Source organism: Clostridioides sp. LIBA-6822, from assembly GCF_056688955.1.
Genome location: NZ_CP196995.1, coordinates 2544138 through 2560709, shown reverse-complemented (window position 1 = coordinate 2560709; position 16572 = coordinate 2544138). Strand labels below are relative to the sequence as shown.

Here is a 16572-nt window from a genome sequence, read left to right as displayed (position 1 = left end):
TTAATTATGACAAATAAAGATAAAAATTAAATATTTTAGAGGTAATTTTACTTTGATATAGAATTTTAGAATAATGCTATACAAATGTATTGTATTATTATTTTTTATATTAAAAATAGTAATAACGTATCTATATACATTTAGAAAATTATTGTTTAGAAGGAGTATAACTTATGATAAAAAAAGAAATAGGTAATTTTAAAGGTACTAGTGATTATGTGGTATCACCAGAATTAATGGCATCAGTTAACGTTGCTATTGCTCTTGAAAAACCACTTTTGATTAAAGGCGAGCCTGGGACAGGTAAGACTATGCTTGCACAAGCAATTTCGAATGAACTAAAAAAAGATTTAGTAATTTGGAATATAAAGTCGACTACAAAAGCTCAAGATGGTCTTTATGTATATGATACTGTTCAAAGACTCTATGATAGTCAATTTGGAGGAGAAGGAGTAGATGATATTAGTAAGTATATAAAACATGGTAAATTAGGGGAGGCATTTAGTTCAAAACAACAAGTAATTCTTTTAATAGATGAAATAGATAAAGCAGACCTAGAATTTCCAAACGATCTACTTTGGGAATTAGATAAAATGGAGTTTTACATAAATGAAACAAAAGAAACTGTAAAGGCTAAACAAAGACCAATAGTTATTATAACTTCAAATGCAGAAAAAGAACTTCCAGATGCATTTTTAAGAAGATGTATATTCCATTATATAGAATTTCCTGATAGAGAAATGATGGAAGAAATAGTCAAAGTACATTTCGATAAAGTAGAAGAACATCTATTAGAACAAGTAATGACTACTTTTTATTGGATTAGAAGCTTAAAAGAGATACAAAAAAAACCTAGTACATCTGAATTAATAGATTGGATACAAGCATTAACTTTGAGTGGAATTCCTATTGAAAAAATAGAGCAAGAAGTTCCTTTTGCAGGAATACTGCTTAAAAATAACGAGGATATTGAATCTATGCAAAGACGTTTGTAGTTAATAGGAGCTGGATAATTATGTTTATTAAATTTTTTTATTTATTGAGGGCAAGAGGATTAGAAGTATCTTTAAATGAGTGGATGACTTTAATTGAAGCACTGGATAAAGGTCTTTGTTATTCAAGCTTTTCAAATTTTTATTATCTTTGTAGAATGATTTTAATAAAAAGTGAAAGTAATTTTGATAAGTTTGATGCAGTGTTCTTAGAGTATTTTAAAGGAATAGAGCACCAAGAAGAAATTCCAGAAGAAATTATGAATTGGCTTAATAAAGCAGATATAATTCTAGAAGAATTTGAAAGAGTGGAGCAAAATCCAAATATAAATCTTGATGACTTGAGGGCTAAACTGGAAGAACGTATAAAAGAGCAAGATTCTCCACATAATGGAGGAAATTATTGGATAGGTACAGGAGGTACTTCTGAATTAGGTCATTCAGGAAAGGGACAAACTGGTATACGTATAGGGGGAAATTCAACCTATGGAAGAGCTGTTTTGGAAGTCGCAGGAGAAAGAAAATATAGAGATTTTAGAGATGATGAAGTTTTAAATATGCGTCAATTTCAAGTTGCCCTAAAAAGGCTTCGTCAATTCTCTACTAAAATAGATGCACCAAAAACAGAACTTGACTTAGATAAGACTATTGAAGAGACTTGTAATAATGCTGGGTATTTGAAGTTATTTTTTGAGAAGCCTAGAAAAAATACAGTGAAGCTTTTATTACTTATGGACTCAGGTGGCTCAATGAGGGGATATAGCACTTTATGTAATACATTATTCCAGTCTGTAAGTAAATCAAATCATTTTAAAGATGTAAAAGTATATTATTTTCACAACTGTCTTTATGACAGATTATTTACAACACCTGAATGTTGGTTAAGTAAGTCTATTGATACTGAATGGATATTACAAAATATAGATAAAAACTATAAAGTTATAATTGTGGGAGATGCTTCTATGTCACCTTCTGAGTTACTTAATATTGGTGGTAATTATCGTGGACCATATAATTATACTCCTGGAATAGAATGGCTAAAAAGATTTAAAAGAAAGTACAGTAAAATTGTATGGTTGAATCCAGAGTTGAGAGATGGATGGGATTCAATTAGTTATTGGTATCAGACTCAAAGATTAATACAAAGTGAATTCAATATGTTTCCATTAACTGTAAAAGGTTTGGAGAAAGCATTAAAAAATTTAATGGTGTCAAGATAAAATAAAGAATGATGGTATAATTTATTAAAAATTGTACCATCATTCTTTATTTTAGATTAGTCGCTAGAAAAGTAGAAGTATTTATGAATAGCATTGAGGAGTATAATTGAAATTCAAAAATTATATACTACGATACATTTTAGACCTACAGAAAACATATACATTAATAATAATTTTAGAAATCGAGGTGATTATAATAAATTATGAATTAATTGTAAAATACAATGGAGATATATTGAGGTTAGAACAAGAATTAGGTGTTTCAGTAGAGATACTTAATTCATCATATGCAATAATAACATCAAGTAATGAAGAAGATATAAATACACTTTTGACTTATCCAGAAATTGAATTTATAGAAAAACCTTTCATATTACAAACTCAAGATGTGCAAAGTTTCTCAAGCACAGGAATAACAGGTTTTAAGAATAGAACTGGTTTAACTGGAAAAGGAACTATAATTGGTATAATCGATTCGGGAATAGATTATACTCTACCTGTATTTAGAGATAGTGATGGAAGGTCTAAAATATTATATTATTGGGACCAATCTATTCAGGGAAATCCACCAGAAGGTTTTAGAGAGGGTACATTATATACTAATGAAGATATAAATAATGCAATAGCTGGAAATATGTATATACCTATTTCAACAACTAGTTTACATGGGACACATGTTGGAGGTATTTGTGCAACTATTGCAAGTGATGCTAGGATAATAGTGGTGAGGGTTGGAAATATACAGACAGATGTTTTTTCAAGAAGTACAGAATTTATGAGGGCAATTAAATTTATTTTAGATAGGGCATTAGAATTAAGAATGCCTGTTACATTAAACATAAGTTATGGAAGTAATGAAGGTTCGCATAGAGGAACATCCTTATTTGAACAATATATAGATGATATGTGTTTATTTTGGAAGAATAATATAGTTGTAGCGGCTGGAAATAATGCAGATAAAGGTGGTCATAAGAGAATTAGATTACAGAATAATACTGCAGAAGAAGTAGAGTTTGTAGTTGGAGAAGGGGAACGTATATTAAATATAAATATATGGCCAGACTTTGTTGATGATTTTAGTGTACATTTGGTAAGCCCATCAAATAGTCAAACACAATCAATTTCTCTGACTTCAGGTGAAATAAGAAATACTTTGGGTGAAACTAGGGTAACTGGTTATTTTTATCCTATAGCTCCATATTCTCTTACAAGGAGAGTTACCTTACAACTAAGTTCAAATACACAAATAAACCCAGGTTTGTGGAGAATTGTATTTGAGCCAATAGACATTGTAACTGGAAATGTAAATATATATTTGCCAACTTCTGAAGGATTAAATAGAAATACTAGATTTCTTATTCCAACTCAAGAACTTACTGTAACGGTTCCTGGGACAGCAAGTAGAGTTATAACAGTAGGCAGTTTCAATTCAAGAACAGATATAGTATCCATATTTTCTGGAGAAGGAGATACACAACTAGGTGTATTTAAGCCAGATTTATTGGCTCCAGGAGAAGATATAATATCATTTTTACCAGGAGGTACAAGTGGCGCATTAAGTGGAACTAGTATGGCTACTCCTCATGTTACAGGTGTTTGTTCATTGTTTATGGAGTGGGGAATTGTAAATGGAAATGATTTATTTTTATATTCTCAGAAATTAAGAGCACTACTTTTAAGAGGGGCAAGAAGGCTAAGTAATCAATCCTATCCAAATAATTCATCAGGATTTGGGTTTTTAAATTTAGCAGATATAGATTTGTACACTCTATCTAGTATAAATCAAGATTTAGAGACCGATGATATTGGATATAGAAGTATTAATAAATCATTTAAAGATGAAGAAAATAATTATAAACTTGTAGATGGTTATAATAACAATATAAAAAATGATATTAAATCAGATAGTTTTTGCAATGAGGATATGAATAGGCAAAGTGGAATTTTAGCAGGAATAAATATAATTCATACTCCTGAATTTGAAGGAGAATTAAATGCTTTAGGTATGGGTTCTGGTTTTATTAAATTAAGTGATTCATTAGGCATACTACCTATAGATGCTTCTGATTATAACAGTATACAAAGAATATTGGAACTTCCATCGATTATAAGGTCAGAATCAACTATAAAGATGTCATTACTTGGAACCATTAACCAAGGAACTTTTGGTGGTATAGTTGCAACAGAAGAGATAGGTGTAAATTTCTTTAAAAACAATCCAAACATTACGATAACAGGAAGAGGTACTCTAATAGCAATTGCAGATACAGGAATAGACTATCTACACAGAGATTTTATTTATCCAGATGGAACTTCAAAGATAGTATATTTATGGGATCAAACAAAAGAAGGAAGTCCTCCTGAAGGTTTTTATATTGGAACAGAATATACACGAGAAGATATAAATAGAGCTATAGCAGACAATGACCCTAGTTTATCTCAGGATGAAGTTGGCCAAGGAACGATGTTAAGTGGTATATGTGCAGGACTGGGAAATGTAAATAGTGAATATGCAGGAATAGCAGAAGATGCTGAATTGATAATAATAAAACTTGGTAAGCTAGATGGTTTTTATAATAGTGCAATGCTATTTGCTGCATCTCAGTATGCATATAAAAAAGCTTTTGAACTTGGAAGACCATTGGTTATAAATGTATCTTTGGGTAGTAGCAGTCTAGCTGGCTTAACTAATAGAAGTAATAGTGAAAAAGCATTCTTTACTAGAGGTTTATGTATAACAGCAGGGGCAGGAAATGAGGGCAATACACAAACACATACATCTGGAAGTATACCACATGCAGGAGGTTCTGTTGATATTGAGTTGGAGTTGAGTGAAGATGAAGAAGAATTATCATTAGAGCTTTGGTTAAACAAGCCAGATAAGGCAGATGTAATAATAGTATCGCCTTCAGGTGAAGAGAGTAAAAGTGTCGGTGTATCAAGTTACAATAGAGTGACTGGTTTATTTGATTTAGAAGGAACTGATTATTTCATAACATATGTATACCCAACTACTTTTTCAGGTCAGCAGTTTACTAATATTACTTTGAAAAATGCTAAAAGAGGAGTATGGAAAATTAGACTAGTTGGAGTTTATATTATAAATGGTATATACAATTTATACTTGCCAAACAGAGTGCTTTTAAAAAGTGGAACTAGATTTAGACAGGTTGACCCTTTTTATACTATAAATTATCCTGCCATTCAAGATGATTTAATAACTGTAGGAGCATATAACACTATTAATAATAGTTTATGGCAAAGTTCATCAAGAGGTCCAACTATTGAAAATAGATTGAAGCCAGATTTAGTAGCACCAGGAGTGAGTATAATCGCCGCTTATCCTGGCAATACATACGCAACTATAACTGGTACAGCAGCAGCGAGTGCACATGTTGCAGGAGCTGCTGCAATGTATTTTCAATATACTTTTGCTGATGGAAGATATCCAAATCAAGCATATGTTCAAAAAGTAAAAACATTTATGCAAGCTGGAGCTAGAAAAAATTCAAATACAGTGTATCCAAATACAAGTGCTGGATATGGAGCATTAGATGTTAGGGGCATGTTTGATGTATTAAGGTAGGGGGGGAGTTATGGAAAAATCTTATTGTATAATTTATCAAGGTGATATAGAGACTGCACTCCAAGAAAATGGTATAAATAGGTATATGGTTTTAAATAGTCAGCTTGTAGTAATATATGTGCCTATAGATTTTGATGAAACTATTTTAAATAACATATTGCAAGTAGCGTGGTGGGAGGAATCTGCCCCTATGAGTAGTTTGATTGATATAACTAACAATGTAAATAATGGAGAAACTATTACCACAGCTGCTGAAACTGAGTATATATATGAAAATCCATACAATGATATAACAGGAAGAGGAATTTTGTTGGCAGTTATAGATTCAGGTATAGATTACTTGCATCCTGATTTTATAAATGCAGATGGAAGTAGTAAAGTTTTAAGTTTATGGGACCAAGAAGCAAATACAAATCCACCACCAGAAGGTTTTATTTTTGGAAGTGAATTTACAAGAAGTGAGTTAAATATAGCCATAAGTAGAAATGATGGGAGTTTAAGCCAAGATAATATAGGTACTGGAACTTTAGCTTCTGGTATATTGGTTGGAAATGGGAGGGTAAATTCACAATATAGAGGTATTACTACAGAATCGGACTTAATAGTGGTTAAATTGAAATCATATACAGATACTTATTATGCTGGAAGGATAAATTACAGTGTTTCGGATTTTCTAGCAGCTATAACATATGTTACTAATATAGCAAGGACAGAAAATAAGCCTATAATAATAAATTTAACTATTGGAGTTAAATCAGGTGCTGTAGCAACTACTTCTATATTAGATACTTTTAATATCTTGAGTAGTGCTGGCGTAGTAGTAGTGAGTGGTGCAGGGAATCAAGGTAATACAGATATTCATTATTCTGGTAGATTTAGCAGTGTAGGTGAAGTGCAAGATGTAATAATACAAGATGGAGATGATTATGCACTTGATATAACACTAAACACAAATGGCCCAGATAAAATAGGCGCACAAATAATATCTCCTTCAGGTGAAGTTAGCCATGATATAAGATATTCTCCAGATTTTTATGTATATAGAGGAAAATTTAACTTAGAAAATACTACTTATGCAATGCGATTTATTTATCCATATATTACTTCTGGAAAAGAAAACCTGGAGATAAAATTAAGCGATATAAAGCCTGGAGTATGGACTTTAAGATTGACTTCGGAACTTGTAATAGGAGGAGAATATGATATATATTTACCAAATAAAAACCTGATAGCTCCAGATACAAGATTTTTAGACCCTGATTCAATTGCTACAATAACGATGTACGCTGCTAGTGATGATGTAATCACAGTTGGCACATTTAATAATAAAACTGATAGTATGTGGATTGGTTCTTCAAAAGGGCCAATTAGAGGAAGAGGAATTAAACCAGATATAGTAGCGCCAGGTGTAGATATAATATCTACATATAAAAACGGGACATATAATACAGGCACAGGTACAGGCATTAGTAGTTCTATAGTTAGTGGTGTCTTAGCTTTATTAATGGAATACTTAGAAAAACAAGATAATATACCAAGGTTATCATTATTTACACAAGTTTTAAAAACGTATTTAATACTGGGAGCTACAAAACTTGATATATATACATATCCTAATGTATCACAAGGATATGGAATTTTAGATTTGAAAAATACAATTCAACAGATAGCAAATACCTTGTAAATAAAAAATTATATTTTATGAATAGTTGAATTTTGTTATATAGTTTATATATTAAAAAATGGTATCAGAAATCAATATTAAAATAAAAAAATAGTTGTATATTCTTTGTATAGGAAATAAAAATTTTGTATAAAAATAGGAATTAATTTTGTATTTTAAATATATATTATTAATTTAAAATCATTATAACTTCGACTTATGAATTTAATTTGAAAAATTGCTAAAACTATTACAAAATAAATAATAGAGGTGATAGTTTTGGAAAATAAAAAAGCAAGAGCATTAAAAGGAAAAGATAATAAAAGACTTAGAAGTCCACTTTTAGTTGGAAATGAGTCAACAGCAGCATGGGCTGATGTTGAAAAATTAAAACCTCATAGTAAAGTTTCAATACCTTCACTTAATAGTGTTGAAGAAGCAAAAGATTGGGTTGACAATGGAAGTAAGTTATAAAAGTTATAAGATTAAATAATGAAAATGAGTATTTATTGTGATTTTGTAGAGTAGTATGCTTTGAAGGTTTATATTGCTTTGAAGATTTGTAGTTAGTTTAATGAGCAGGGTACTACTCTACTTTTTTTATAAACATCAATAAGTATCAATTATATAAATTTATTGACTAAAAATTTATAAATTGGTATAATTTTGTTAATTAGCGGAAATAATATAAGATAAATACTGTGAAGAGAAGAGTAGATATAAAATGTAGTTTTAGCGAGTTGAGGATGGTGAGAGCTCAATACGAGGTTTATATTGAAGAACATCTTGGAGTTTCTAATCGAAAGCTTGTTTAGTAAGTAGACTTAGACGGAAGGCACCGTTATAGGCTTTAAGCATTGCTTAACTAAGAGGTCATTTATGACAATTAGGGTGGTACCGCGAGAGTAATAGTCTTTCGTCCCTTTATATAGGGATGAAGGGCTTTTTTTATTGAAATTATATTTAGAAGAAATTAATAACAATTATACTAGGAGGATTTAAAATGCAAAAGGAATTTATAACAGTAAAAGAATTGTACAGAGACAAAGAGCAGTACATAGGAAAAACTGTAAAAGTAGCTGGATGGATAAGAACATCTAGAGTATCTAAGAACTTTGGATTTATAGAGTTAAATGACGGAAGTTTCTTTAAAAATATGCAAATAGTATTTGATGAGAAAGTAGAAAATTTCAAAGAAATAGGGAAATTAGCAATAAGTTCATCTATACTTGTAGAAGGAGAATTAGTGTCTACAGAAGGAGCTAAACAACCAGTAGAGATACATGCAAAAAGTATAGTAGTAGAAGGCGAATCAGATAGTTCATACCCACTACAAAAGAAAAGACATACACTTGAATATCTAAGAACAATAGCACATTTAAGACCAAGAAGTAATACTTTTTCAGCTGTATTTAGAGTAAGATCAATAGCTGCATATGCTGTACACAAATTTTTCCAAGAAAGAAACTTTGTATATGCACATTCTCCAATCATAACAGGTAGTGACTGTGAAGGTGCAGGTGAAATGTTTAGAATAACAACTATGGATTTAAATGATATTCCAAAAACTGAAGATGGAAAAATAGACTATGCTCAAGATTTCTTTGGAAAAGAATCCAATTTAACAGTTAGTGGGCAATTAAATGCCGAAATAATGGCACTTTCTTTTAGAAATGTTTACACTTTTGGACCTACATTTAGAGCTGAGAACTCTTACACAGGAAGACATGCTTCAGAATTCTGGATGATAGAGCCAGAAATAGTTTTTGCGGACCTTGAAGATAACATGGAACTTGCAGAAGACATGATAAAATATGTTATAAGTTATGTTTTAGAAAATGCTCCTGAAGAAATGGAATTCTTTAATAGTTTTATAGATAAAGGCTTGTTAGAAAGATTAAATAAGATAGTAAACTCTGAATTTGTTAGAATAACATATACTAAAGCAGTAGAGTTATTGATTGAGTCAGGTCATGAATTTGAGTATCCAGTTGAGTGGGGATGTGACCTTCAAACTGAGCATGAAAGATATATAACAGAGCAAATATACAATTGTCCAGTATTTGTAACAGATTATCCAAAAGATATAAAAGCATTCTATATGAGAATGAATGAAGATGGTAAAACTGTTAGAGCAATGGATTTATTGGTTCCTGGTGTTGGAGAAATAGTAGGAGGTTCTCAAAGAGAAGAAAGAGAAGATGTTTTACTAGATAGAATTCATGAAATGGGATTAAGAGAAGAAGATTACTGGTGGTATCTAGAACTTAGAAAATTTGGTACTGCTACTCACTCTGGATTTGGTCTTGGTTTTGAAAGAATAATTATGTATATGACAGGTATGTCTAATATAAGAGACGTTATACCTTTCCCAAGAACTCCTAAAAATGCTGAATTCTAATAGTTATAAATTATAGTATAACTATATAATTTTAGGCATAAAAATAGTAAATAACTTGTATATTATCTAGTTTGGATATATGCAAGTTATTTTTATTATATTTGTAAATATATGATTTAATTAATTCTATTTTGCAATACAACATAATAAAATATTAGCGTTGGGAGGGGATAAGATGTGTGAATTTTGCTTTATTGAATTTAATGTGGATAATGTAGAGGTATTTGATAGGATTAAGAATTTATTTTCCTATATAGCAAATATAAAAAATGATTGTATACAAATTAATGATTTAGAATATTATATTTTAGAAAGAGTAGATGAATTTTATTATAAAGAAGAATTAGATTATTTTTGGTGGCCAACAGAGGAAGAAAATAAAATATTTTGGGAGAAATATAAACTGTTGGATGAAGAAAAAAGACAAGAGCATTTGAACTCTGTTCCATGGGATTTTGAAACTGTATTTTCTGAAATTGGTATAGGTGATTATACAATAGAAGGCTGTAAAATGATTGGAGAAAAAACTTCAAAACTTTATTTTAATCCCATAGGATATCCTTATGGAGGGAGTGAAGTGCTTCAAGAAGCATTAAAAGCTTTTGGAGTAGTTATAGTTAATGTGCTAGGATAACGTTTGTTATGATATACTATAAATGATAAAGCGATTTTGGAAAATTATAAAAATAAATGCGATTTACAGACTGGTTTTATACTAAAAGATATAAGGGGATAGTATAAAAATATATAGGATGTTAAATACAAAAAATTATTTATTGTATTATCTATCATACAGTAGGCTTTATCATTATCATGAGGGGGAGTAATAATGTCTAAGAAATGGTTGTTTATGGTTTTAGGTTTAGTACTTATATGCACAGGTTGTACAAAAAATAACTCTAAAAGTAGTCAGAATAAAGGAGATAATTCTCTTATACTATTAAAGAGTGATGAGGATAATTCTGATGGTATGACAGATGTGTATATAAAGACACAAGGTAAGGATGAAGAAAAAATAGCATCAGATATACCTATAGATACAAAGAGAGATTATATAAGTGGAGAGCAATCAATATTAATTCAGGATAAAGAAAATAATTTGTATAAATATAATTTAAAGAAAGAAAAGGAAAAATTAGCATCAGACTTAATTTCTGGTGAACTTAATTCATATGAATTTATTCCTTCTTCAAAGACTATGGCATACATATCATCAGAAAATTCTTTGTATGTAAAGTATGATGGAAAAGATAAAGAAAAAGTAGCCAATGATGTTGTATTATACAAGGTATCTCAAGATGGAAAGTATATATATTATGTTAATACAGATGAAGAGTTGTATCTATATAAAGAAAATGAGGATAAAGAGAAGATATCAACTGATATAAAAAGTTTTGATATTATAAACAATAAAGGTGATGTAATATTTATAAATAATGATGATAACTTATATTTAAAAAACTTAGATAAAAATGATAAAGTTAAGATTAGTTCAGATGTATCGAATTTATGGGGAGTAAAATCTAATGATGAAGATATTATGTATATAAGTGAGTATAATTATAAGGATTTAAAAGGAGAATTGTATCTATACAAAAATGGTACAAGTGAAAAAATAGCATCAGATATTAGGTCTTATAGATATAGAGATAATAAATTTTATTTTATAAATAGTGATGATGAATTATATGAAAAAGAAGTAGGGAAAGATGAATCTAAGAAAATAAAATCAGACATTGATTATATAAGTTTAATTAAGGATGGTATTGTATTTAGAAATTCTGATGGAGATATATATGTCAAAAAAAATAATAAAGAAGAAGAAAAAATAGGAAATGACATGAAAGAAAACTCTAATTTATCTATTATTAATGATGATAAATTACTCTATATTAAATCGAGTGGTGAGCTATTTTTAGATAAAGATAAGATAGCAAGTGATGTGATTGGTTATTCATTTAATTCAGAGAACATAGTATATTCTACTCAAAATAAGGAAATACATTTTTATAATATGAAAACTAAGAAAGATAAAGTTGAAATGAGTAATATACAAAAATATTCAGAGATTTATCTAGAAAATGAATTGATTTATTCTAAAAATTTAGAGCCAAAAGATTTAATTGGTTTTTGGAAAGCTGATGAGTATAATATATTTGAATTTGAAGAACCTGACAAAATAAAACTTTATAGTAAAAATCAAGAAGAAAGTAATTATACAATCAAATATGAAGTGGAAAGTTCAGATAGTAATAGTATGGTATTAAAAAGTAAGGATAACTCATCAAATGAAAAACTTTCTGTAACTAGATATAATAGCAATGAAATTTCATTAGAAGCTGACAATGTAAGTGGTACACTTAATAAAATTTCCAAAGAAGAAGCTGATAAATTTATTAAAAGTATAAATAATGGAACAAATGATGAGAGTGATAAAGAAAAAAATGATACAAAAAACAGTAAAAATAATTCAAGTTCTAACTCTAACTCAAAAAATAGAGAAGTAAGTTATGACGATGATTATATTATATATGATAGTGATTCAAGAGTTTTGACTAGAGAAGAACTAGAGGGTTATAGTAAAGGAGAGTTAGCCTATATAAGAAATGAAATATTTGCAAGATATGGGTATGTGTTTAAAGAAGAGCCATATAAGAGTTATTTTAGTAATAAATCATGGTATCAGCCAGATTATGATATAGGAGCTGACACAGATGTATTAAACTCTATAGAAAAACAAAATATTTCATTGATTAAAGAAATGGAAAATTAACCAATAATAGATTTGAAAATATAACTTAGATTTAATAATATAATTTATAAATATTAAAGTTCAAGAACAACTAATATTCTAAAAATAATAAACCTATAAGTGAAACTCAAGTTTAAAAGTCTAACTTATAGGTTTATTTAATAGTATTTAACTATTGTAAATATAGAATATTTTTGCTAAAAAATTTACATATGAAGGATTAATATTTTTATGTATATATTCTTTAATAAAATGCAACGCAATTACGTCCTTGTTCTTTTGCAGTATATAGAGCCTTATCGCAGTGATTTATAAATTCTTTCAATGTGATTTTTTCTTCAATTTTTTTTGTGTAAACTCCAATACTAACAGTTACACATTTTGAAGGAATATCATTGCGTTCAAAATTGCAATACTCTATAGTTTTTCGTAAACATTCTGATTTAAGTTTAGCATCTTCCTCATCACAGTTGAAAATGCATATAAAAAATTCCTCACCGCCATATCTTATAGCATGTGCATTTTCATAATTTGTAAAATCTAAAATTACTTTAGCGATATTTTGCAAGCAATAGTCTCCTTTTTGATGACCATAAGTGTCATTGAATTGTTTAAAGTAATCAATGTCTAGCATCATTCCAGTTATAGGTCCTTGATTTGAATGGCTGATTAATTTTTTTTGTAGAATATCTTCAAGATATCTACGATTATTCATTTTAGTTAGGTCATCTATCATAACTTTATGGTTAAGTAAATTATTGATATGATATATTTCTTCATATTGTTGACGAATTAAAAGTTTGTCATAATAAGTAAATACACGGCTTCTATATAACATTGTAGAAACAAAAACGGCAAGTGATGTTATAAAAAATGTGTTAACAATATTACTAAACTCATTACCTGGTATAGTCTGAATTCCAGGTAAGAAAAAATTAAGAAACAAAAAACAACCTCCAAAAACGATTATTGATTCTCCAAATTTTAATACTGAAAAAGCAGCAGCAGCTAACATAATGTAACTAAATACACTTAAGTCATTTCCACCTAATTGGTCAAGCAGAGTGATTACACATCCCCATAGGCAGAAAAAGGTTACATAGATTACCCATAAGTTTATATAAAAAGTATAACAGTCCTTTTTTTTATTCCAAAGATAAGAAAATACAAACATAAATATTGAAGATACAGAAAATAATGATATGTACATATAAAAATACCATTGACGTCTTGGAGTGGCAAAAGGCCCACCTTCTCTAGCTGATATTGATATCATCATAATTATTTGAGATATTATTATTATTATACAAATAACTTTTCCAGTATGATAAAGATAATTGCAAAGTTCTTTTTCAACATTTTCTTTATGTTCTTTGTCTAGAGGAAATCCAAAAAATTTTTTTAATTTTTCTAAGTTCATATAAGCCTCCATTAAAAATAAAACATAAAAATAAGTATTCCTTTTCTTTTCTTAGATACTTGGAATACTTTATTTATAACTTAATTATATCAAAATATATTATGTGTAACAATCTAAAATTGTGTTAGATTGTATTTGTTAGTTAATATTAAGTGATTTTTTGATTAGTATTTTATTATAATTAAGTTTTGTAGACATATTTGTAATTAATATATTACATAAATGATAATAGATATAAATTTAAAAGTATTTTAATTTTATTTTGTAATCGTTGCAAATTTTTCTCCTACTAGAATTAGAGGTCTAGTGCTTTCAAGGTGTTATATTGTTTAGACTTTAGTTATATATAAATTAGTAAAATGGCAATTCATTATAAATTATTTTTTAAAAATAAATGGTGGAAAAATCTAACTTGCCACCATCTTGCCACCGAAAATAAAGAATAGAATAAATTTAAATTAAGCATAATAAAACATAAACAACAAAACTGACATTAATAAATTACTGAAATACCAACACTTGTTAAAAAATAAGAACAATAAACAAATAAAATAGATAAATATATCCAATTAAGGTATAATTAAGTTTTATATGATATAGTTATATTTGATAATTTACAACAGTAAAACTTGGAGGGAAAAAATGGATGAAAAAAAAATAAATAATATGAATTATTCACATAATAACTATTCTAAAACAACAGGCGAACCAACTAGAAAAATAAAAAATAACAACTTCACGCTCAAAAGTAAAGAAGAAAAAATTTGTCCTAGTTGTAGGAAAGAAAGTAATTCTAAAGATAATTACTGTAAATTTTGTGGAAATGAGCTTTATGAAATAGCATCCTTAAGACCATTTGAAACAAAACTGGACTTAAAATCTAAAATAAAAGAACTTTCATATCATGCAAATACAAGAGGAATACTTTTAACAACCTTTACAACTGTATTTATATTATTTATTATTGCATTGATATTTAAAGCTGTAATAACTATTCAATTTAATGACATTAGTTATTTGATAAATCCAGCACATATAATTCTAGCCCTTAACCTAGGTCAAATTAGTGTAGCTATGTCTACTATGATGGGCTCTGGATTTATAAATGCTAATATAGGTTTATTAATATTACTCATAATCCCTATTCTAGGATTAATAATATCAAATTTAATTTTTATGAGAAAAAGATGTAAAGATTCAAAAACTACATTAGCGAATTCTTTAGGGGTTGGAATTCTTTATGGATTAATTTTAGCTATTCTATCTATTTTTACTAATGTAAAAACTGGTTCACATAGTATGTTAGAATATGGCTATGCACTAGAGTATAGCTATCAGTTTTTTAGTGTCCTTTTAAATGGATTTGTATTAGGATTTATATGTACATACATAACTGCTTACAAAAAGAGCTATGAAAAGGAAAATATGTACATGTCTCTTTTTTCAAATTCTATAAAGATATTTATATTAGGCTATGTTTTAGTATTAGCAATACTATTTGTATTAACTATATCTGATAGTAGTTACTTAAATGAATTAGATATGAGTAGTTACTCAAATGGAGCAAATTTATTTGCTATATTACCACAAATAGCTAGTTATATGTGGGCTTTTGCAAATGGAATTTCAGTAACTATAATAAATTCAACAGTATCAATATTTAGTTTAGGTTCATCATCTCTATTTGGAGATACTAAATTAATGTTTTATGCGATGGGGGCTTTGTCTGCATTAATACTATTATTAAATGGATATAAATTGAGATTTAAATATAGTACAGATAATATCAAGCCTGTAATAATGTTTAGTGTGTATTATGCATTTTTAATGGGTATGCTGGCCTTATTTAGCACATTTATACTTGATAGTAATATTAATTTCTTTAATACAACTAGTTATGGAGCAACTTTAATAATGCAATTCAAAGTATTCCAAACTATTATAATTTCATTTATATATAGTTTTGTGGTATCTTTAATAGGGTATAAGCTAAATTCAGCTGATTAAATATGATTGGAGGAAATTTCTATGGAAGAAAATACTAAAAATACAGTAGATGATAAATTTTCTAAAGTTAAGAAAAAATTTGGTAATGGAAAATTTAAAGTTGAATTATATAAAGAGAAATCAAAGCTAAATAGAGAGATTGATGATATTCAAGAAAAGAAAGCAAAGATATTCTTGGAAATGGGAATATTAACATATCAAAAAATTAGAGAAGATTCTATTGATGATGAGAGTTTTGACAAGTTTTGTGATGAGCTACTAGAACTTGACAAGATAATCTATGAAAAAAATATGGAAATTAACGAAATGGAAAACGCAGAGAGTAATGTAACTTGCGAATGTGGTTATGTTGGAAATGTAAATGATAAATATTGTGCGGAATGTGGCAAAAAATTTGAGTTAGAAAATGAATATGGTGATTTTATAGTTTGTGGTTACTGTCAAAGTGAAATAGATTCAGAGTCTGAATTTTGTCCTTGCTGTGGTAGAAAAATTATAATGGAGTTAGAATAATATTGGGAAACCTATGTA

Annotated in this window: 11 protein-coding genes and 1 other annotated feature; of the genes, 10 read left to right on the top strand and 1 reads right to left on the bottom strand. The window is 28.4% G+C overall.

The features are described from left to right. Nucleotides 1–173 precede the first annotated feature (173 nt). From ACTG48_RS12230 to ACTG48_RS12195, 8 genes are all read left to right on the top strand, one after another. Nucleotides 174–995, top strand: a complete 822-nt coding sequence (locus ACTG48_RS12230; RefSeq protein WP_021385230.1) for an AAA family ATPase — start codon at nucleotides 174–176, stop codon at nucleotides 993–995. Between the two features lie 20 nt (nucleotides 996–1015). Beyond that, the gene (locus ACTG48_RS12225) at nucleotides 1016–2212 is read left to right on the top strand and encodes a vWA domain-containing protein (RefSeq protein WP_479916969.1); all 1197 of its coding nucleotides are present in this window, start codon (nucleotides 1016–1018) and stop codon (nucleotides 2210–2212) included. Between the two features lie 187 nt (nucleotides 2213–2399). Beyond that, a complete protein-coding gene (gene cspBA / locus ACTG48_RS12220; RefSeq protein ID WP_479918794.1) occupies nucleotides 2400–5798 on the top strand; it encodes a bifunctional germination protease/germinant receptor pseudoprotease CspBA in 3399 nt (1132 codons plus the stop codon). Nucleotides 5799–5808: 10 nt separating this feature from the next. Then, a complete protein-coding gene (gene cspC / locus ACTG48_RS12215) occupies nucleotides 5809–7482 on the top strand; it encodes a bile acid germinant receptor pseudoprotease CspC (RefSeq protein WP_479916968.1) in 1674 nt (557 codons plus the stop codon). Between the two features lie 258 nt (nucleotides 7483–7740). Then, a complete protein-coding gene (locus ACTG48_RS12210) occupies nucleotides 7741–7935 on the top strand; it encodes a CDIF630_02480 family spore surface protein (protein ID WP_021385202.1) in 195 nt (64 codons plus the stop codon). Nucleotides 7936–8153: 218 nt separating this feature from the next. Then, nucleotides 8154–8388: a binding site (T-box leader), on the top strand. A gap of 76 nt (nucleotides 8389–8464) precedes the next feature. Then, nucleotides 8465–9862: an asparagine--tRNA ligase gene (gene asnS / locus ACTG48_RS12205; protein ID WP_021385136.1), complete on the top strand. Its 1398-nt coding sequence runs from the start codon at nucleotides 8465–8467 to the stop codon at nucleotides 9860–9862. Nucleotides 9863–10037: 175 nt separating this feature from the next. After that, complete coding sequence (locus tag ACTG48_RS12200; protein WP_021385146.1) at nucleotides 10038–10496, top strand: hypothetical protein; 459 nt, start codon at nucleotides 10038–10040, stop codon at nucleotides 10494–10496. A gap of 195 nt (nucleotides 10497–10691) precedes the next feature. Further along, nucleotides 10692–12635, top strand: a complete 1944-nt coding sequence (locus ACTG48_RS12195; RefSeq protein WP_021385218.1) for a YARHG domain-containing protein — start codon at nucleotides 10692–10694, stop codon at nucleotides 12633–12635. 223 nt (nucleotides 12636–12858) lie between these two features. On the opposite strand, the gene ACTG48_RS12190 is transcribed toward ACTG48_RS12195, so the two are convergent. Further along, nucleotides 12859–14034, bottom strand: coding sequence for a GGDEF domain-containing protein (locus ACTG48_RS12190; RefSeq protein ID WP_479916967.1), 1176 nt, complete (start codon nucleotides 14032–14034; stop codon nucleotides 12859–12861). A 642-nt stretch (nucleotides 14035–14676) separates the two neighbouring features. Between ACTG48_RS12190 and ACTG48_RS12185 the strand changes: the two genes are divergently transcribed. Both ACTG48_RS12185 and ACTG48_RS12180 read left to right on the top strand, forming a co-directional pair. Next, nucleotides 14677–16041 (top strand): hypothetical protein, encoded by a 1365-nt coding sequence (locus tag ACTG48_RS12185; RefSeq protein WP_479916966.1) that lies wholly within the window; start codon nucleotides 14677–14679, stop codon nucleotides 16039–16041. 21 nt (nucleotides 16042–16062) lie between these two features. Further along, nucleotides 16063–16554 carry a zinc ribbon domain-containing protein gene (locus tag ACTG48_RS12180; RefSeq protein ID WP_021385114.1) on the top strand — a complete coding sequence of 164 codons (492 nt, stop codon included), beginning with the start codon at nucleotides 16063–16065 and terminating at the stop codon, nucleotides 16552–16554. Nucleotides 16555–16572 lie beyond the last annotated feature (18 nt).